19 protein-coding genes are annotated in these 18,959 nt (G+C 66.9%); 7 read left to right on the top strand and 12 right to left on the bottom strand.

The window, feature by feature from the left end; all coding sequences use genetic code 11:
• Positions 1-3: 3 nt before the first annotated feature.
• The 7 genes from DS837_RS09215 to DS837_RS09185 form a co-directional block, all read right to left on the bottom strand.
• On the bottom strand, positions 4-402 hold the full coding sequence (locus DS837_RS09215; RefSeq protein WP_149164468.1) for a hypothetical protein: 399 nt from the start codon (positions 400-402) through the stop codon (positions 4-6).
• Between the two features lie 123 nt (positions 403-525).
• Positions 526-1,425, bottom strand: a complete 900-nt coding sequence (tcmP, locus tag DS837_RS09210) for a three-Cys-motif partner protein TcmP (RefSeq protein WP_149164467.1) — start codon at positions 1,423-1,425, stop codon at positions 526-528.
• Complete coding sequence (locus DS837_RS09205) at positions 1,422-2,243, bottom strand: DUF5131 family protein (RefSeq protein ID WP_149164466.1); 822 nt, start codon at positions 2,241-2,243, stop codon at positions 1,422-1,424. Before DS837_RS09205 ends, tcmP begins: the two co-directional genes overlap by 4 nt.
• Positions 2,244-2,399: 156 nt before the next feature.
• Positions 2,400-2,744 (bottom strand): hypothetical protein, encoded by a 345-nt coding sequence (locus DS837_RS09200; protein WP_149164465.1) that lies wholly within the window; start codon positions 2,742-2,744, stop codon positions 2,400-2,402.
• A 65-nt stretch (positions 2,745-2,809) separates the two neighbouring features.
• Positions 2,810-3,097 carry a hypothetical protein gene (locus tag DS837_RS09195; RefSeq protein ID WP_149164464.1) on the bottom strand — a complete coding sequence of 96 codons (288 nt, stop codon included), beginning with the start codon at positions 3,095-3,097 and terminating at the stop codon, positions 2,810-2,812.
• Positions 3,094-3,441 (bottom strand): hypothetical protein, encoded by a 348-nt coding sequence (locus DS837_RS09190; RefSeq protein ID WP_149164463.1) that lies wholly within the window; start codon positions 3,439-3,441, stop codon positions 3,094-3,096. The genes DS837_RS09195 and DS837_RS09190 overlap by 4 nt, the downstream gene beginning before the upstream one ends.
• 862 nt (positions 3,442-4,303) lie before the next feature.
• Positions 4,304-4,531: a YMGG-like glycine zipper-containing protein gene (locus DS837_RS09185; RefSeq protein ID WP_149164462.1), complete on the bottom strand. Its 228-nt coding sequence runs from the start codon at positions 4,529-4,531 to the stop codon at positions 4,304-4,306.
• A 417-nt stretch (positions 4,532-4,948) separates the two neighbouring features.
• On the opposite strand from DS837_RS09185, the gene DS837_RS09180 reads away from it, so the two are divergent.
• Positions 4,949-5,341 (top strand): hypothetical protein, encoded by a 393-nt coding sequence (locus tag DS837_RS09180; protein ID WP_149164461.1) that lies wholly within the window; start codon positions 4,949-4,951, stop codon positions 5,339-5,341.
• A 93-nt stretch (positions 5,342-5,434) separates the two neighbouring features.
• On the opposite strand, the gene DS837_RS09175 is transcribed toward DS837_RS09180, so the two are convergent.
• From DS837_RS09175 to DS837_RS09165, 3 genes are all read right to left on the bottom strand, one after another.
• Positions 5,435-6,223, bottom strand: a complete 789-nt coding sequence (locus tag DS837_RS09175) for an ABC transporter ATP-binding protein (protein WP_094307089.1) — start codon at positions 6,221-6,223, stop codon at positions 5,435-5,437.
• Positions 6,224-6,232: 9 nt separating this feature from the next.
• The gene (locus DS837_RS09170) at positions 6,233-7,021 is read right to left on the bottom strand and encodes an ABC transporter permease (RefSeq protein WP_149164460.1); all 789 of its coding nucleotides are present in this window, start codon (positions 7,019-7,021) and stop codon (positions 6,233-6,235) included.
• A gap of 149 nt (positions 7,022-7,170) precedes the next feature.
• The gene (locus DS837_RS09165; RefSeq protein WP_149164459.1) at positions 7,171-8,121 is read right to left on the bottom strand and encodes an ABC transporter substrate-binding protein; all 951 of its coding nucleotides are present in this window, start codon (positions 8,119-8,121) and stop codon (positions 7,171-7,173) included.
• 289 nt (positions 8,122-8,410) lie between these two features.
• On the opposite strand from DS837_RS09165, the gene DS837_RS09160 reads away from it, so the two are divergent.
• Both DS837_RS09160 and DS837_RS09155 read left to right on the top strand, forming a co-directional pair.
• Entirely contained in the window at positions 8,411-8,632 is a 222-nt protein-coding gene (locus DS837_RS09160) for a hypothetical protein (RefSeq protein ID WP_149164458.1), read from the top strand.
• A 36-nt stretch (positions 8,633-8,668) separates the two neighbouring features.
• Positions 8,669-9,106, top strand: a complete 438-nt coding sequence (locus DS837_RS09155; RefSeq protein WP_149164457.1) for a hypothetical protein — start codon at positions 8,669-8,671, stop codon at positions 9,104-9,106.
• 6 nt (positions 9,107-9,112) lie between these two features.
• On the opposite strand, the gene DS837_RS09150 is transcribed toward DS837_RS09155, so the two are convergent.
• Complete coding sequence (locus DS837_RS09150) at positions 9,113-12,082, bottom strand: PAS domain-containing protein (protein WP_149164456.1); 2,970 nt, start codon at positions 12,080-12,082, stop codon at positions 9,113-9,115.
• Between the two features lie 390 nt (positions 12,083-12,472).
• Between DS837_RS09150 and DS837_RS09145 the strand changes: the two genes are divergently transcribed.
• From DS837_RS09145 to DS837_RS09130, 4 genes are all read left to right on the top strand, one after another.
• A complete protein-coding gene (locus tag DS837_RS09145; protein ID WP_149164455.1) occupies positions 12,473-14,149 on the top strand; it encodes a sensor histidine kinase in 1,677 nt (558 codons plus the stop codon).
• A gap of 72 nt (positions 14,150-14,221) precedes the next feature.
• The gene (locus DS837_RS09140) at positions 14,222-15,235 is read left to right on the top strand and encodes an amidoligase family protein (protein WP_149164454.1); all 1,014 of its coding nucleotides are present in this window, start codon (positions 14,222-14,224) and stop codon (positions 15,233-15,235) included.
• An 11-nt stretch (positions 15,236-15,246) separates the two neighbouring features.
• A complete protein-coding gene (locus DS837_RS09135) occupies positions 15,247-15,960 on the top strand; it encodes a gamma-glutamyl-gamma-aminobutyrate hydrolase family protein (protein ID WP_149164453.1) in 714 nt (237 codons plus the stop codon).
• 139 nt (positions 15,961-16,099) lie between these two features.
• Positions 16,100-18,430 (top strand): ATP-binding protein, encoded by a 2,331-nt coding sequence (locus DS837_RS09130; protein ID WP_149164452.1) that lies wholly within the window; start codon positions 16,100-16,102, stop codon positions 18,428-18,430.
• Positions 18,431-18,504: 74 nt separating this feature from the next.
• Here DS837_RS09130 and DS837_RS09125 read toward each other — a convergent pair whose 3' ends face one another.
• Positions 18,505-18,930: a hypothetical protein gene (locus DS837_RS09125; RefSeq protein ID WP_149164451.1), complete on the bottom strand. Its 426-nt coding sequence runs from the start codon at positions 18,928-18,930 to the stop codon at positions 18,505-18,507.
• Positions 18,931-18,959: the final 29 nt, after the last annotated feature.

Below are 18,959 nucleotides of genomic sequence, written 5' to 3'. Positions count from 1 at the left end.
TTGCTAGCCCAAAGAGATAGCTTCCAGCTTCGGCATATTCTTTCTGAGGGTTATTCCCTCTGCCAACAAATCCAAACCACGCAGAGAAGGCATACCAAGGAAGAACAGAGGAAGAAGAGGAAGGCCAAAGAGAAAAATTGCAATACCCATGATAATTTTCATGGAGGGAGACGCTTCGCTATAGATTTTCTCTCCGATTTTAATTGCTTCCACCTTTCCATTTCTGCACTTTATGATAGCAATTTCTTTGCCTAACGACGTATCAAGGTACGTTCTGATAAAATCTGAGTATTTCACGTTTCGCAATGTCGACGATCCGACCTCCAAAACGCTAGTATGGGTTGTCCCATTTCTTATAGTTCCAGCCCCAATCACTTTAAGACGACCACTATAAACCGGCATCTCTATCCCCAGTGTTCTTGTGCCCCTTAAGGGCGCGATAATTGCGCAAATGCGCGTGCAAAAAGAAAACGCTGGAATATTTAAGATTTTGATAGCGAACTGGCGGGGACGTTTACCGCCGGATCACAGAACCTCACTCCACCAAGCGCCCATATCAATCTGCGTTGGTGTAAGGTCCGCATCCGCCCGACCGGAAACCTTCCGGTATGCACGCAGCATCAAGGGAGACGCCTCGGGATGGTCGGTGGCGTGGATCATGTGGTACATGGTCCGGCCACCATGGCGACGGCTATGGATTGCGTAAGGGTGGGCGTGCTTGTAGCCCAACTCCTCTTTGAAACGGCTGACAAGCAGGTTGGCGCGAGCGATGCTTTCCATCCCAAGCAAGGCACGCCAATCGGACTTGCCCCACCATCGGTCAAGTTTTTCCGCCGTTTCTGGTTTCCGCACGGCTGCAATTGAGCGATCAAGCCAACCCGTTGCGAGAAAGTAAAAAATCTCGATTTTTGTTGTCGTCGGGTCGAGGGACGGCTTGAACGCGGCCAGTTTTACTACGGTTTCCCACGCACACTCGAAGGTACGCTGGTCCAGCAGGGCGAAGGTCGCTCTCTTAGCCGTAATCTCACCGGAGGCAAGGATGTCGGAGACGGTTAGATTGAAGTCGCCACCTATCACGTGGATGCGGCGGCGTTTTGACTGATTGGCGGCGGCGATGTCGTGCAGGAGCGCAACCCCTTTGGGGTCAAGGTCGCAGAGCCAGAAGCGCGTGACGCGCTTTGGCTCGGTCTCTAGCACGAGGCGGGCGGAGCAGATCTCCGACATGCTCCTCTGCTGCGGCGCCGCGAAGCCGTCAATGTATGCCCCATGCTTCGTCACGTACGTGAAGAGCCTGATGTATTCCCTGATGAGGTTCGCCTTCTCCTCCGACCACACGGGGTATCTGAGGGATTTGAAGGGCTTCTCCTGGACCTTCGGAAATTGGGGCAGGTCCGAAGGCTCGAATAGCATCAGATTGTTCGTCACGCAGTCCTCACTCGCGGTAAGCCATCCCACGTCACACCGTCAAGGCTGCGCCCTGCCGTCTTCTTGCCGAGCCGCAGCATCAGGGTGCCGTCCGCCGCTTGCTCCGACCGGACCTTGGCCAAGCTGATGCCCTGTCCAGGCGCCCAATCCCCCCACTGCTTGAAGTGGAAGCTGATGTCGGCTGCCATGCACTGGTTCAGGAGATCGCGAAACCACGTAGGGCTCGACGGACGGGCTTTCGGCCCGCTCTCACCCCCTGTGATGACCCAGTCGATGGAAGCGGTCCACGCGGTGAGGTCCAGCGGACCAAGAAGAGGTTCGGCTGAGATGAACCGCACCGATGCCGGAATCGCGGCGAGCTCAGGTAGGCGCTCCTCCGCGTACCGCTGATTTTCGACAGTGGTTCCGAGCCAAACATTCTTCGGCCAATTGTCATTCCATGGCGCTAGGGCGTTCACCATCTCGGGTCGCTTGGTCAAGAGCAGCCAATCGAGGTTCGGCGTGTTCTCAATAAGCGTCCACAAGCGAGCCCGTGCAGCATCGAGGTCGCGTCGGTCCTCGAACACATCTGCCATAGAGGCACAGAACACTCGTGGGCGCACCTCAGCGCCGATCGCCTCGGCATTCCACTTCAAGGGTTCAGCCCAGTGCTTGTCACCGAAGAACCTGCGGGTCGCGGCCACCCCCCAAAGGTCATGTCCTGTCCTTTTAGCCCAGGATTCGGCATAGCAATGCTTGCAGGCCGGTGAAACCTTCAGGCACCCCCACCAGGGATTGAAAGTGTGCGTTGTCCACTCGATTTTGCTGTTCTTCGCCACTTCACGTCCCCGTAAGCGTTGATAATGTACCCTGCTTCACCCGCGGTGTCGACTGCGGCATCTTCCGAGATGCTTGGGAGCAACGAACCGGAGGTGCAACGATGCTGTCACAGGCTCCTTGCGGTTCGCCGAGAATAATCTCGGCGAACCTTTCCGTCATCCGTTCGCGCGGACTAGGGCGGCCGCGACGGCCTGCCGGTGGGCGTCGTCCGAGCCGTTGAGCGCCCGCCAGATGCCCCGGCCGTCTTTGGACATGAGCTCGTCAGCGAGCCAAGCGTAATCAACCGCCCAGAGACAGGCGAGGACCACGGCGCGCTCGCCCGTCGAGGCGCTTTCATAGAGCTTACGGGCGGCCGCGGCGAGCGGTGAGCCCCGACCGCGGGTTACGGTCGACGTGGTGGCGGTGTACCCGCTCCAGTCGGTGATCCCGTCGAGGCGTAGGCCCAGAAGGCGGGACATCTCGCCACCAGGACCGGCGGCAAACGTTTGGAACGTCAGCATCTTGCACCTCAGAAGGAGAGAAGAAGGCCCGCCGGTGTGTCTCCGGCGGGCATGGCAAGAGGGATTTACGGGCGGGGGCTGACCCACCGCCGCCAGGCCCACGTGGCGGCCGCGAGGACGGCATAGGGACCGAGCCCGACGCCTACGATGCCGCCCCAGCCGCATGCAACGGCCGCGGCGTACTCTGCCGTCGTCGTGGCCGCGAGGCCGCTCCCGACGTCGAGGCCCCCGCGCAGGGCGGACAGCAGGGATAGGTATGCCGCCCCGGCGAGCACCGGCCCGGCCAGGATGGCAACCGGCAGCGTGGCGGCCGAGGCGGCCACGATGCCGAATGCGGTGAGGAGGCGCCTCATGCTGCACCTCCCGCCACGCCGAGAGCTCGGAGGTCATCGAGCGTGATCTCGGCCGTCCCCGGAGGGACGTCGCCCCGCTGGGCGAACTCGTCCGCCTCGCGCGTCAGACGGCCGACTGTGCCGAGGTACTCCCACCTGACCGAGCGGGAACGCACGTCGTCGTACGTGATGTCCTTGAGGACGCGGACCACGTTACTCCCGTTGGCGCGGTGGTAGGGCGTCCCATCGGTCTCGGCCAGCACCAGGCGCCGGGCGTCGTACCAGTGACAGGCGCGGCGCACGGCGTACTCGACGACGACGAACTGGCGGCCATCCCATGCGGTGGCGGTGTGGAGGATCTCCATGGTTCAGCCCTCCCCACGCTGATGGCGAGCAACCTGCTCTGCCTTGGTGGGACGGCCCCGGCGGAGCACCGCCGGGGCCGAGGACGGTTGCACCTCGCCTGCCAGACTGGCGACCCAGCCCGGCAGTTCCGCGACCAGGATATGGATGGCGCGGCCGAGGCGGACGTGCGGCGGTGGCGCGGGAATCCCGCGAGGCCGTTTGTCCGGCCGCATGAACGATTTTTGGAGGACGTGCTCAGGGATCCCGGTCAGCACTGCGGCGTCGGGAATCCGTACGGTAAGCGGCGTTGTCGCCATGATGCACCTGCCAGCGGCAGGCACGCTCTACAGTCGCAACGTTAAACTGTTCGGAAGGAGGCGGTTAACAGGGTCTGGACAGCGTATAACAGGGTTTCGGCGATGTCGTTTAACTGGTCTGGACGGCGTATAACGAGGTGCGGACGACTCTTCGCGGCCCTAGGCTGTCCCTGTTTGTTGAACCTTCTCGAACGTAGGTGAACTCGCCGGAAGCGTCAAGAAGATAATTCTATTTTTCTCTTGACAAAGATGACGCGCACGGAACGAGCGAATCGTGAGCCTTGGACCAATTTGGACCACTGACCCTGAAAATCTGCGAATGCCCACGAATGCCGACGAACCTCTAGTGATTTGAAAATTCTGGAAACTTAGCGAAAGCCTAAGCGCCGCAATGGCGCCAGAAGGGCTTCCCAAGCTTACGACGAGGGTTCGATTCCCTTCACCCGCTCCAACATTTCCTTGAAAATCAGAAGTCTGCTGAAGCCCTGACATTCATGGCGCGCAGGCGTTTGGGACGGCCGCGGACACTGCTCCGGCGGCCTGATCCCCGTTGTGAAACCGGTGTTTACCGGCGCTTGCCGTTGTTGGAGGTCAGGGCGCCCACCGCGGCGCCGGCCGCGCCGCCGATCACGCCGCCCATCACGGCGCTGCCCCCCGTCAGGGCGCCGACCGTGGCACCGCCCGCGGCGCCGATGGCGCCACCCGACAGCGTGCGCTGTTCGCGATGGCTGAGGTTTGAGCAGCCCGTCAGAACAAGGCCGCCAACCACGATCACTGCCAGTTTCTTCACCATGATCCTACCCGTTATCTTCCCTGCATTCTTGGGTGCCGCCAGACTCGAAAGCCAGCGGTCAAGCCTGCGCTTACGTCGCATGCTTACGGAATGAACACGCTTTTGCGTGTGACTATTCCGGGGCAGAAAGCCACCGCTTTCATCCCTAAGAGAGCGAGTTTGGCCGCTCATCCTCCCTCGAATTAGGGATTTGGGAACGTTCTGCAAAGCCAGGAAGGCAGTGCTTGGCCGACGGTCGATAACTGCAGAGATAATCTGGTTATTGCTTTATTACCAATTTCTCCGCGTCGAAAGGCTGCACTGATTCGGGGGTGTTTCCTCTTTACTTCATTCAGGGTGCGTGGAACGTTCAGTGTCCTAACGACCTGCGTGACATCGAGGGCGCAGGCTTATCGGAAACGTCCCAGGATGCCCACTATGCTGCATCTTTCCAGACCGCAGGCGCTTGCCGCTCCCCCGGCGAGCCGCCCGAGTGACCGCCGTGAACGGCACCCGTTGCAGCCGGTCAGCGCCTATCCTTGCGCGCCGGCCTTCGAGCGCTCGGATGCGGCGATCCATCCAGCGGTTCCGGCGGCCGTCCCGGCGGCTGCCCAACCCATGCCTCCGGTCCGTCCAGGCTTAAACGGGGAACCGCTGGCCCGTGTCATCCATATGGCGACCACCGGCGTGTGGGTGGTGAAGCGTCATGGACAGCTGCTTGAAATCGAGGGACGGCTGCACTGGAACTGCCCGCGTGCGTTGGCCTCGGATGCCGAGCGCGTCGGCGTCGCTCTGTCCGATCTCGTCGTGAACACCGGCCGCCAGTCCTGATCCGGCGGTAATAAAAAAAGCGGTGAAAAAACGAAAGAGCGGCGCCCGCAGGCGCCGCTCTTTCGCATGTTCCGGTCCGGACGGGAGCGCCGGTCAGCGTTCCATCGTCACGGCCTTGATGGTCTCGACACGGATCTCCTCGGTCAGCCGCTCCTTGTAGGCGGCGAATTCCGGGGTGGTCTTGACCTTGTAGGAGCGGGGGTGCGGCAGCTCGATGGGGATGTCGCACTTGATGCGGCCGGGGCGGGCCGACATCACCACCACGCGGCTGGCCATGAAAATGGCCTCGTCGATGTCGTGGGTGACGAACATCACCGTCTTGCGGTCGGCCTCCCAGATGCCCAGCAGCAGCTCCTGCATCAGCTCGCGCGTCTGGTGGTCCAGCGCGCCGAAGGGCTCGTCGAGCAGCAGCATCTTCGGATCGTTGGCCAGCGCGCGGGCCAGCGCGGTGCGCTGCTGCATGCCGCCGGACAATTGCGCCGGGTGGTGGTTCTCGAAGCCCTTCAACCCGACCTGGGCCAGGAAGCGGTCGGCGATCGCCAACTGCTCCGCCCGCGGCAGGCCGCGCTCGCGCAGGCCGAAGCAGACGTTGTCGCGCACGGTCAGCCAGGGGAACAGCGTGTAGGACTGGAACACCATGCCGCGGTCGGGGCCGGGGCCGGACACCGCCTTGCCCTCCAGCAGCACCTCGCCGGCGGTGGGGGTTTCCAGACCGGCGACGATGCGCAGCAGCGTGGACTTGCCGCAACCGGACGGCCCCAGGATGGTGATGAAGTCGTTGTCGGCGACCTCCAGGCTCGTCGGCACCAGCGCGCGGGTCGGCGCCGTGCTGTTGCGGCCGGGGAAGGTCTTCTCGACGTTGCGGATGGACAGCTTGCTCATGGCCGGCGCTTATCGTCCTTTGGCCCACGGGAAGAGACGGGCGTTGAGCGCCCGGAACAGCAGGTCGGTGATCAGGCCGATCACGCCGATGATGAAGATGCCGAAGATCATTTGGCCGGTGTCGAGGAAGCGCTGGGCGTCGATGATCATGTGGCCGATGCCGCGCGACGCGCCCACCAGCTCCGCCACGATCACGTAGGTCCAGGCCCAGCCGAGCACGAGGCGCAACGCCTCGAAGATCTGCGGCGAGGCGGCGGGCAGCAGGACGCGCAGCACCACGCCGTCGCGCTTGGCGCCCAGCGTGTAGGCGGCTTCCACCAGATCGCTGCGGATGCCCGACACGATGACCGTCACCATGATGACGAGCTGGAAGACCGAGCCGATGAAGATCACCAGGACCTTCTGCAACTCGCCGACGCCCGCCCACAGGATCAGCAGCGGGATGAAGGCCGAGGCCGGCAGGTAGCGGGCGAAGGACACGAAGGCCTCGAAGAAGGCTTCCACCGGCTTGAAGGCCCCCATCAGGATGCCCAGCGGCACCGCCAGGGCGGCGGCCATGGCGAAACCGGCGAAGACGCGCCAGACCGTGACGGCGATGTCCTCGGCGAAGCCGAACTCCCGGAACAGCGCGATGCCCGCCGTCAATGTGTCGCCGGGCGAGGCCAGGAACAGCGGCTTCACGAAGCCGCCGTAGGTGGCGATGCCCCAGCCCAGGAAGAACAGCACGAAACAGGCGATGCCCAGCACCGTGCGCAGCGCCGGAGCGACCGGCTTCAGCGGAGTGAAGAGGGGGGACATGGGATTGGTGGACCGTTGTCGGTGTATTGGAGGCGCTTGCCCCCACCCCGGCCCTCCCCCGCTGTCGCAGGGGAGGGGGCTTGATTCCCTCCCTTGCCGAAGGCGGGGGAGGGCTAGGGAGGGGGCAACGGCAGCAGAAACGTACCGTCTTACTTCACGAAGGACGCGTCGGTCATGCTGTCCAGGCTCGGCGGGGCCTTGCGGATCAGCTTGGCCTCCAGCATCACGTCCTGGACCTCCTTGATGAAGGTCGGCATGGTCTTGGTCAGATACTCGACGTTGCCGGCCTTGTCGTACCAGAGCACGGTCTTGGCGGAGGTGGCGAACTGTTCCGGCGTCTGGTTGACGTCGCGGGCCATGATCTCGAAGGCCTTCTTCTCATCCTTCTTGATCGCGTCCAGCGCTTCGAACCAGCTGTCGACGAAGGCCTTCACGACCTTCGGGTTCTTCTGGATGTAGTCGGGCTGGAAGGCCAGCGTGTCGATGATGACGCCCGGCGTCTGGTCCGACGTGACGATGATCTTGCCGTTGGCCTCGCGCACCTTGGACAGGTACGGCTCGTAGGTCACGGCGGCGTCGAACTGGCCGGCGACGAAGGCGTTGGCGGCGTCGGACGGCTGGAGGTTGACGGTCTGCACCTCGCCGATCGACAACCCGTTCTTCTTCAGCACATAGGCCAGCCAGAACTGCGGCACGCCGCCATACTGCACGGCCACCTGCTTGCCCTTCAGGTCGGCGAGGCTGTTGACCGCGTCGCGCACGACGATGCCGTCGCCGCCGTGCGAGCTGTCGAGCACCAGCACCTGCGTCACGTTCACGCCGGAGGAGGCGTAGAGCAGGTGCGTGTCCACCGTGGTGGTGATCGCCTGCACCTCACCGGCCGCCATCGCCTGGTGGCGGTTGGAGGTCGGCATCTTCTTGATCTCGACCTCAATGCCGTTCTTCTTGAAGATGCCGGTTTCCTTGGCCAGCGTGATCGGCGCGAAGCCGGTCCAGCCGCTCATCGCCACGGTCACCTTGGTCTGCGCCGAGGCCGAAACCGCGCAGAGCCCGGCGACGGCCGCCGCCAGGGCTCCGGCCATCCACGACGTCTTCCTCATGATCCCCCGCTCCCGGTTCTGAAGGTGTCTTTTGATCGCGCCGGGCGGCGCCCCGCCGCCCACGCATCCGTGTGCCGCATTGTGCACGCCCGCGGGGTGGGTGGGAAGGGATGGGCACCACCTCGGCCGCAGACCTGACCTTCGTCGGATGGTGCGAATGGAAGCCCTTGCAACCAAAGGCTTATTGGGATGCTTGCGTGCCCAATCCATATACCAACTGAACAAACCGTGACGGGTGTATGCCGTTCTTTTGGGCACCACAGAGGGGAGGCCGGACAGGATGCGCTCCATGGACCCGATGAACCCGCCGATGAACGCGATGGACCGCCAGCGGACGCTGGACTATTTCGAACGACTCGGCCGGGACAAGGTGCGGCTGTACAGCGCCATCGACTGCGACCGTTACCTGGGCGGCTGGCAGGTGCGCGAGCTGGCCGACCAATGGCTGGCCGAGAAGGCCGCGGAGGAGCGCCCGATGCCGTTGTGGCGGAGGATTGTCAGGAGGCGGTGATCTGCTACTCTGCCCGCTCTACGGGAGCAGGCGGAGATGGGTATGCCGGAATGGATGCGTGTGGTGCTGGCTTTCGCCCTTGCTCCGCTGGCGGCAAGTCTTGCCTACGTGTTTCCACAGCTCGTATTTATCGGTTTAATTTACGGATATACAAGCATAATCACCGTTGGAATTCCAATCTACTTCATTTTTCGGCGAAGAGGGATAAAAAAACTTAGTTCTCATGTCTTTGCTGGACTGGGTGTTTCTGTATTTTTTCCATTATTTATTCCCTTTTTACTTTTATTATTTTATAATCGCATTGGAGTGGTTGCTAGTAATACGATAGAAAACTATATAAGTGGTGTGATGGTTTTTTCTTTTTTTTCGATATTTTCTTGGTGGGGAGGGATTGTCGGAGGGATGACCTTCTGGTTGATCCTCCGCCCGGACAAGGAGGAGGAGCGGAGGCTGCTGCGGTCCTCTGCCCCTTGATCCCCCTCACGCCGCCCCGGCGCTGGCCATCATCTTGCGCAGGTCGTTGGGGAAGACCGGCTTGTGAAGGATGCTGAAGCCGTTGCGGCGGGCCTCGTCCAGCCGTTCGGGGGCGGTGTCGCCGGTCAGGATGATGCCCGGCACGTCCTTGCCGACCAGACCCTGCACAGCGGCCAGAGCCTCCGGCCCGGTCCGCCCCTGCTGGAGTTGATAGTCGGCCAACACGATCTGCGGGCGGCGCCCGTCAGCGCGCAGCCGTTCCAGCGCCTGGTCGCCCGAGCGCGCGGTCAGCACGCTGTAGCCCCAGCCCTCCAGCATCGCCTTCAGGCCGAGCAGGATGATCGCCTCGTCGTCGATGACCAGCACCATCCCCTTGGTCGCGCAGTCGTTGGCGGCCTGCCGGAAGAGGTCCATGGCGGGCGGAGGGACGGCGGCGCGGGGCCTCTCCACGACGACGCGCGGCATCTCCACCGAGAAGACGGAGCCGATGCCCTCCTTGGAGCGCACGCGCACGCGGTGGTCCAGCAACTTCGACAGGCGCTTGACGATGGCGAGGCCGAGGCCCAGCCCGCGGTCGCCGCTGCCCTGGATCTGGGTGAACTCCTCGAAGATGTCCTCCAGCCGGTCGGCGGGGATGCCGATGCCGCTGTCCCACACCTCGACGCGCAGCCGGTCGGGGCCGCTGCGGCGGCAGCCGATCAGGATGCGGCCCTGGCGGGTGTAGCGCAGCGCGTTCTCGATCAGGTTGCGCAGGATGCGTTCCAGATGCGCCGGGTCGGTGCGCACCCAGGCCCGCGTCGGGACGGCGCGCAGTTCCAGCCCCTTCTGGGCGGCGCGCGGCGCGTATTCGGCGACCAGCCGACCCAGGACCTGGCCCAGCCGGACCTCCGCCGGGGTGGCGGCGATCTTGCCGGAGTCCAGCCGCGACATGTCGAGCAGCCCGTCCAGCAGGCCCTTCAGCGTGTCCAGCGCCTGGCGCATGTTGTCGAGCAGCGGCAGGCTGGGGTGGCCCTGCAGGCGGTCGCCCAGCGCGGCGGCGAAGAGGTAGAGCGACTGCACGGGCTGGCGCAGGTCGTGGCTGGCGACGGCCAGGAACTTGGACTTACCGGCGGCGGCGTGCTCCGCGGCTTCCCGCGCGCGGCGCAGGTCGGCCTCGGCCTGCTTGCGGCCGGTCACGTCGACGGCGGCGCAGGTGATGCCGGCCAGCGCGCCGTCGGGGCCGCGCAGCGGGTCGATGGTCATGTCGTAGAAATGGTCCTGCCCGGCGCGACGGATGCGGACCTCCTCGCGCACGCCCTCGCCGGTCTCCAGCGCGCGGCGCTTGATGGCGGTCAGGGCCTCGGCGTCGTCGGCGTCCTCGAACACCTCGGCATCGGTCTTGCCCACGACGTGCTCCGCCGTGAAGCCGAGCGCCGGGTTGTGCATCCAGGTGTAGCGCAGGGCGCAGTCCTGGTTGAACACGACGACGCCGGAGTTGCGCAGCGCCGTGCGGAAACGCTCGTTGGCGACGCGCAGCGCCTCCTCGGTGGACTTGCGCTCGGTGATGTCGATGCCCGAGACGATCAGGTGGGTGATGTGCCCGTCGGGGCCGCGCATCGGGGTGACCCGCATCTCCATGATCGCCGCGCGGTCCCCGGCGATGCGCACCGGCGCGTCGAAGCGCGCGGAGTCGCCGTGGGCGGCGCGCTCCACCGCCGTGCGCAGGCGGTCGCCCGCGGCGCCGGCGAAGGCGCGCCGGCAGGCCTCGTGGAAGGGATGGCCGACGATCTGCTCGACCGGCAGGCCGGACGCCTGGACGGCGGTCTGGTTGACCTGCAGAACGTCGCCGTCCGGGCTCAGCACGCCGACGAAGGTCGGCAGGGCGTCCAGCACGGCGCGCAGATGCTCCTCCGAGCCGCGCAGCGCGCGCTCGCGGGCTTCCAGCGTTTCGGCCATGGCGTCGAAGGCGCGGCCGAGCTGGCCGATCTCCGACTTGCGGTCCACCAGACCGGCCCGCGCGCTGGAATTGCCGGCGCTCCACCCCTGGGTGGCGCGGATCAGCGCCTCGACCGGGCGGCGGATGAACAGGGTGCCGCCGATCCAGGCGGCCAGGATGGCGACCAGCAGCCCGGTCAGCGTCATCAGCAGGCCCTGGCGGGTGGCGCGGTCGATGGTGCCGGCCACGGCCGTGTGGTCGAGCCCGACGCTGATGAACAGGTCGCGCGTGCCCTGACGGGACGGCGAATAGGCGAGCACCCGCGCCACCCCGTCCATCCCCGGCAGGGTGGTGACGCCGCCGCGCTTTTCGCCCAGCAGGTTCAGATAGGGTTGCGGCACGCGCTCGCCGCGCTGGGCGATGCCGTTGGGCAGCTTGACCAGGATGGTGCCGTTGCGGTCGGTGACCAGCAGGCTGGCGTTCTCGGGCAGCGGGCGCGCCGCGAAGTTGGTGGCCAGCCAGGGCAGGTCGAGGCCGAGCGTCACCACCCCGGCGACCGCGCCGGCCTCGTCGCGGAAGGGAACCGCGAAGGGCAGCATGGCGGTGCCGGGCTCCGCCGGACCGGGGGGCGTCCATTCGCCGACGACGAAGCGGCCTTCCTCCAGCGCGCGGCGGACGTAGGGACGCTGGGCATTGGGAAGGCCGGTCGCGGCGGGGGCGCCGTCGGGCGCGGCGCGGCACAGAACGGTGCCGTCGCGGTCCAGGACGGACAGGTTGCGGTACTCGGGGGCGCGTTGCGCCAGCCGGATCAGATGGGCTTGGCATTGGGCGTAGTCGCCGGACCGCAGGGTGGCCGATTCCGCGATGGAGGTGACCATCAGCCGCGCGCCGTCGACGATTCGCGCCTGCTCCCCTTCGACCAGATGCAGCAGCCGCTCGGCCTGGGTCGCGACTTCCTCGGCGCGTTCCGCACGGAACTGGAACACGCTGTAGGCCTGGATGCCCAGGGCCGGCAGGACGGCCAGAAGCACCAGCAGGAAAAGGCGGGCCAGCAAGGTCATCGTGTCACAGGCTCCCATCGGGCGGGAAAGCAGCCGGAACCAAAAGTCCGCTATCGTTTCGCCTGTGTTCCGAATAACCTTTGCATGGTTAAATCGCAGTTAATGCCTCGGGTTTATTTTCTTGAAGACCGGCAGCTTGCCGGAACTTTGCTGGAAATAAAGGGGTAGGTAGAGAGGTGTGCCGGAGATTTACTTTTGCGTTTCTCTTAAAATTTTCGCATTTTCTCTTGTCGAAAGAGGTAATCATCACCCCTTTCGAAGGATGGGTATGAGCCCATCCTCTACAACCCGTGGTAAATGCGGGATGCATGACCTCCTGAATCGGATCACCCGCTTCCAGTGGAGGACGGGCGTGCTACAGTGCACACCCCGCCGCTCCGGAAGACCCGCTTGCCGTCGAAGTCCCATCATCGTCCGCTGGTTCTTCTGCTGCTGGCCGCACTGCTGCCGCTGGTGGTCCTGTCCGCGGTTCTCGGCGGTGCCTGGCTGCGGGGGCAGCAGAGCGCGATGGAGGCCAACGCCATTGCGCTGGTGGACCGGCTGTCCGCCCTGGTGAACCGCGAACTGTCCGCGCAGATGGACGCTCTGAAGGCGATGGCGGCGTCGCCCCAGCTGGACGGGCTGGCGGTGGGCGGTGAGGTCGATGCCGTTGCCTTCTTCGAATACGCCGAACGGGTGCAGGGCGCGCTTCCGCTGTGGACGACCATCGTCCTCAGCGATGTCCAGGGAAACCGGCTGGTCGACGCTCCTTTCCTGGTGGGCGGCGTCAGGGGCAAGGTGCTGGACCTGGACAGCCACCGGCGGGTGGTGGAGACGGGAAAGCCGGTGGTCGGCACGATCCTGCGCGGCCCGCGCGGCAGCCACGCCTTCCCCATCCGCGTTCCGGTGACGCGCAACGGCGCGCCGGTCGCCGTTCTGTCGGCGGTGGTGATGCCGGAGGGCTTCCAGAGCCTGCTGTTCGGCAACAGCCTGCCGCCGGGCTGGATCGCCGCAGTCATCGATGCCGAAGGACGTGTGGTGGCACGGGCCGGCGGTGAGCCGGACATGATCGGGCGCCAGGCCAGCGAAAACGCGCTCCGCGCCCGCCGCGCCGCCGGCAGCGGCGTCTATGACGGGATGAGCCTGGAAGGCACGCCGACGGTGGTCGCCTTCCGCAAGCTGCCCGACTACGGATGGTCGGTCCATTTCGCCATCCCGCGGGACGCCTATCGGGCGCCGGTCTCCAACGCGTTGTGGCTGGCCGGCGCGGGGGCGCTGGCCAGCCTGACCATGGCCGGCGCCTTCCTGTGGCTTTTCGCCCGCGAATTGCGGCTGCGTCGCCGTCAGGAGGCGGCACGGGAGGAAAGCCTGCGGCTGGAGGCCCTGGGCCGCATGACCGGCGGCGTCGCCCACGACATCGCCAATCTGCTGACCGTCGTGATGAGTGGCATCGCCGTCATCCGCAGCCGTCCCAACGATCCGGCGCGCATCACCCGCGTGCTGCCCGAGATCGAGGGTGCGGTGGCGCGCGGGCAGTCGCTGATGCGGCAGATGGCCGCCTTCGGCCGCCGCAGCGTCTACGAGCCGGTGCCCTTCCGTCTCCAGGACCGCAAGGAGTCGCTGGAGGCCCTGCTGGCGCGCTCCGCCGGCAGCGCGGTGGACACCGCACTGATCGTTCCGGACAATCTCTGGCCCATCCTGGCCGATCCGGACGCCATGGAGGTGGCTCTGCTCAATCTGGCGGTGAACGCGCGCGACGCCATGCCGGACGGCGGAACGCTCACCATCATGGCGGAAAACCGCGGCCTGCCGGGCCGGCGGGGCGACGACACCGGACTGGCCGGCGACTTCGTGGCGCTGGCCGTCCGCGACACCGGGACCGGCATCTCGCCGGAGCATCAGCGCCAGATCTTCGAACCTTTCTTCACCACCAAGCCGGAGGGGAAGGGGACCGGGCTGGGGCTCAGTCAGGTCTTCGGCTACGCCCGGCAGTCGGGCGGGACGGTCACGGTGACCAGCACCGTCGGGGCCGGCACCACCGTGACGCTCTATCTGCCGCGGGCGCCGGCGGGCGACGATCACGGCTGAACCGGACGGTGGCCGGGGTAATGGCCGGGGTGGCGGGGAACCGCCGGCCGTGCGCCGTGTTGAACGGGCGCCATGGACATTGCATTCCGCACGCCCCCCCATTCCACCACGACGGACGGCGCCCCGCGCACGGTCGGCGTGGAGGTCGAATTCGCCAACCTCGACGCCCCCTCCGCGGCGGCGGTGGTGCACCGCCTTTACGGCGGCGCGCTGCAACCGGAAAGCCCGCACCGCTGCCGGGTGACCGGCACGCGGCTGGGCGACTTCTCGGTGGAGCTGGACATGCGCTCCGCGCATCCCGAAAAGATGGAGGCCGGCAAGGCGCAGGAGGACGAACCCGGAGCGCTCAAGAAGGCGGTGGGCAAGGCGGTGGATGGCGCGGTGGAGGCGTTGCGCCCCTGGTGGGGCAACATCGGCAGCCTCGTCATGCCCTTCGAGATCGCCGCCCCGCCCATTCCCATCGCCCGACTTGCCGAGCTGGAGCCCCTGTTCGCCGCTCTGAGCGCCCAGGGTGCGGCCGGCACGGACGCCAGCCCGCTGTTCGCCTTCGGCCTGCACCTGAACCCGCAGGTGGCGCGCACCGACGGGGACTATGTGCTGGATCATCTGAAGGCCTTCCTGCTGCTGGCCCCGTGGCTGCGCCGCGAGATCCGCGTGGACCCGACCCGGCGCCTGACCGGCTTCATCGCCGCCTTCCCGGTGGATTATGCGGTGAAGGTCGTCGACCCCGCCTACCGTCCGGATCTCGACGGCCTGATCGGTGGTTATCTGGAGGCCAACCCGACCCGCAACCGCGAGCTGGACCTGTTCCCTCTGTTCGCCCATCTCGCCCCGGAGACCATGGCGGCCACGCTGAGCGACCCGCATGTGCGGCCCCGCCCGACCTTCCATTACCGCCTGCCGAACGCCCGGCTGGGCGACCCGGACTGGAGCTTGGCCCAGGACTGGAACCGCTGGGTGGCGGTGGAGGAGCTGGCGGCGGACCGCGACCGGCTCGACGCGTTGGGGGCGGACTTCCGCGCCTTCGCCGCGCGCAAGGCGCTGGACGGCTGGGCCGCCGAGGCGGGCCGGCGGCTCGCCATCTGACGGGGACCGGGATGGCCGCCTTCATCGCAGGGGGACGCCCCCTGATCGGAGTCACCGCGTCGGTGCACGGCAGCCGCATCGCCTGGTGGGCGAACCGCCTGGCGCTGCGCCGCGCCGGGGCGCGGGCGGTGCGCATCACGGCGCGCGACCCCTTTCCCATCGAGCGGCTGGACGGTCTGGTGGTCGGCGGCGGCGACGACATCGACTCCGCCCTCTACGGCGAGAGCGCGCGCCCGAAGATGCGCATCGACCCGGAGCGCGACCGGCTGGAGCTGTGCGCGCTGGACGGCGCGGCGGCGCGGCGGCTTCCCGTTCTGGGCATCTGCCGGGGCTCGCAGATGATCAACGTGCACCGCGGCGGCTCGCTGCTCACCGACATCCACGAGGTGTACGAGGAGGCGCCGCGCCTGCGCACCGTCCTGCCGCGCAAGCGGATCCGCATCGACCCGCGCAGCCACCTCTACCGCATCCTGGGCATTGCCGAATGCCGGGTGAACGCGCTGCATCATCAGGCGGTGGACCGGTTGGGCGACGGCCTGCGCGTGGTGGCGCGCGAGACGGTGGGGATCGTCCAGGGGATCGAGGCGGTCCACCACCCCTTCCTGATCGGCGTGCAGTGGCATCCCGAATATCTGGTCGCCGACCCGCGCCAGCAGGCGCTGTTCCGCACTCTGGCCGCCACCGCCGCCGGAGCCGCCAGCCTGGAGGACGCCGCCACCCTGTAGCCGATCCCCTGATCACGCCGACCCCTTAACTGTTCGGTGTGCCACCATTTCCCTCGCGCGCGGAAGTGGCTATCCTAACGATCGGGCCCAATGATCGGGTTTGGCGATCGGGCCGCCGCAACGGCGGAGGGGCAAGGGCGTGACGGAGAAACAGGCGGGCCGGCGGCTTCGGCTGCACACGGTGACGATGCTCACCGCGCTGGCCACGGCGTTTCTGATGGCCGGGCTGACCCTCGGGGTGGGCGGCGCCTTCGTGCGGGTGCTCGACCTTGCCGAGGAGGCCGACCGCGCCATCGTCCCCCAGATCACCCGCCAGCACCAATACGCCGTCTTCGCCGCCCGCATGGGCCAGCTCGCCGAGGCCGTCCTGCGCTCCCGCTCGCCGGAGGAGCGCGCCGGCGCCCTGGCCGAGGTGGAGGGCGTGTCGCAGCGCTTCGCGGCGGACGCGGCGGCCCCGGAGCTTCTCCAGCGGCTCGAAACGGCCATCCAGGCGGTGCGCCGCACCGCGGAGCGGGCCGACGCCATCGACGCCATGGCGGCGCAGGCCGTCGCCCTGCAGCGCAGGGGGGACGAAGCCTTCCTGAGCCTGCTGCGCTCCGGCGCGCCCCTGGCGGTGCAGGAGCCCTACCACCGCGCGCTGGAGGCGCTGGCCGCGGGGGTGACCGCGGCGGACACGGAGCAGCTTGCCGTCGAGGTCGCCCGCTTCCACGAGCACGCCGCCGCGGTGGTGAACGCGCTGATCCCGCTGGAGGCGGGGGAGCGGGCGCCGCTGGCCCGCACCGCGCGCGACCTCGACGGGCTGGGCGCGCTGTTCACCCTGCGCCGGACCATCCTGTCCGAAGCGGCCCTGATGGGGCTGGAGACGGAAATCGCCCACGGCGTGCTGAACGACCTCAGCGGCAGCCTGACCGACGCCGCGGCGACCAACACGCGGCGCATCGCCGATACGCTGACTGACCAGGCGCGCAGCGGCCTGTGGATCGTGCTGGTCGGGCTGGGCGTCGCCTCGGCGGTGCAGACGGTGCTCTACGTGCTGCTGCGCGTCCATGTGGTCCGCCCGATCCGCCGGGCCTCGCAAGCCTTGGCCATGGTGCAGCGGGAACGCCGGACCGTCCGCCTGCCACCCGCCCTGTTCGCGGAGCTTCATGCCATCTCCACCAGCGTGGAGCGGTTCGGAACGGCGCTGGTGGAAACCCACGCCTACGCCGAGGCGCTGAAGGCGGGGGAGGAGCGGATGCGCGCGATCCTGGCGGCCTCGCCCTTTCCCATCGTGATCGCCCGTCGGTCGGACGATTCCGTCCTGTTCGCCAACCCGCAGGCCGAGGCGCTGTTCGGGACCGAGGGGCCGCGCCTGACGCTGACCCGCAACGCGCGCTTCTTCGTCCACCCGTCCGACGCTGTCCGGCTGTCCCGCCTGGTGGCCGTGCAGGGGGCGGCGAGCGACCTGGAGATGGAGATGCGCACCGCCGGGGGCCGGCCCTTCTGGGCGATGATCTCCGCCGTGGAGATCCGCGACGTGGACGAGCCGGCCATCCTCATCGCCGTCAACGACATCACCCTGCGCAAGCGGTCGGAGGAGGAGACGGAGGCCGCCAAGCAGCGCGCCGAAGGCGCCCTGGCCGATCTGCGCGACACCCAGACCCACCTGATCCAGGCGGAGAAGATGGCCTCGCTCGGCGGGATGGTGGCGGGGGTGGCGCACGAGGTGAACACGCCGGTGGGCATCGCCCTGACCGGCATCACCCACCTGGCCGACCAGACCCGCAAGGTGGTCCGCGGGGTCGAGGCCAACACGCTGCGCCGCGCCGACTTCACCGGTTATCTGACCACCGCGGGGGAGGCCTGCCGGCTGATCGAGAGCAACCTGAACCGCGCCGCCGAGCTGATCCAGAGCTTCAAGCAGACCGCCGTGGACCAGACCAGCGAGGAGCGGCGCCGCGTCGATCTGGCCGCCTATTTGGACGACGTGCTGACCAGCCTGCGCCCGCGGCTGAAGCAGACCCCCCACCGGGTGGTGGTGGACTGTCCAGCGGGGCTGTGGGTGGACAGCTATCCCGGTGCGCTGTTCCAGGTCTTGACCAACTTGACCATGAACGCGGTGATTCACGCCTATCCGGATGGGCGGGCGGGCACGCTGACCATCGCCGTGACCCGCCCCAACCCGCAGGAGGTCGAACTGCGCTTCTGCGACGACGGTTGCGGCATTCCCGCCGCCCATCTGGGGCGTGTCTTCGACCCCTTCTTCACGACGCGGCGCGGCGAGGGGGGCAGCGGGCTCGGCCTGCACATCGTCTACAACATCGTGACCACCCGCCTGCGCGGCAGCATCCGGGTGGACAGCCGCGAGGGCGGCCTGGAGGGCGGCCTGGAGAGCGGAGGCACCTGTTTCGTTCTGCGCTTTCCCGCCGAGGCTCCCTCCGCGATGGACTCCGGTGAGCCGGTGGCAGTCACACCGGAGCCGGTCGCCTGAAACGCAAAAGGGCGCGCCGGGAGGTCCCGGCGCGCCCTTCGCTGCAAACCTTGAAGGCGATTAATTGAAGGCGGTTACTTGCTGCCGTCCGGGCCGCAGTTCGGGGTGCCCGGCGGGCAATGGGTGCCGGTCGCGGTCTGGTTGTCGCGCGCCGGGTTGCTGCTGGTGGCGCTGCCCATACCCGACGGCGCCGTGGTCTGGCCCTGCCAGGTGCCGCCCGACGAGCCGCTGCCCATGGAGCCGCTGCCCATGGTGCTGCCCGACGAACCGGGCATCGTGTTGTTCCCCGGCATTGTGTTCATGGTGCCGGACGAGCCGGCGGTGCCCGGCGAGGTGACGCTGCCCGGGGTGGAACCCGGACCGGAGGTGCTCAGGCCGGTGGACGGCGATGTGGTGGTGCTGGGAACGGTCGGGCTCACGGCGGTGCCGCCCGACTGGGCGACGGCGGAGCCGGCCATCAGGGCGAGCGCCGAAGCGGCGGCGATCAACAGGGTACGCATCCTCATCTCTCCATCTGGTGATGGCGCCC

Source organism: Azospirillum brasilense (assembly GCF_008365405.1).
Classification (GTDB): Bacteria; Pseudomonadota; Alphaproteobacteria; order Azospirillales; family Azospirillaceae; genus Azospirillum; species Azospirillum brasilense_D.
Note: the sequence above shows the minus strand (reverse complement) of the source record. Positions and strands in the feature narration are given on the sequence as shown.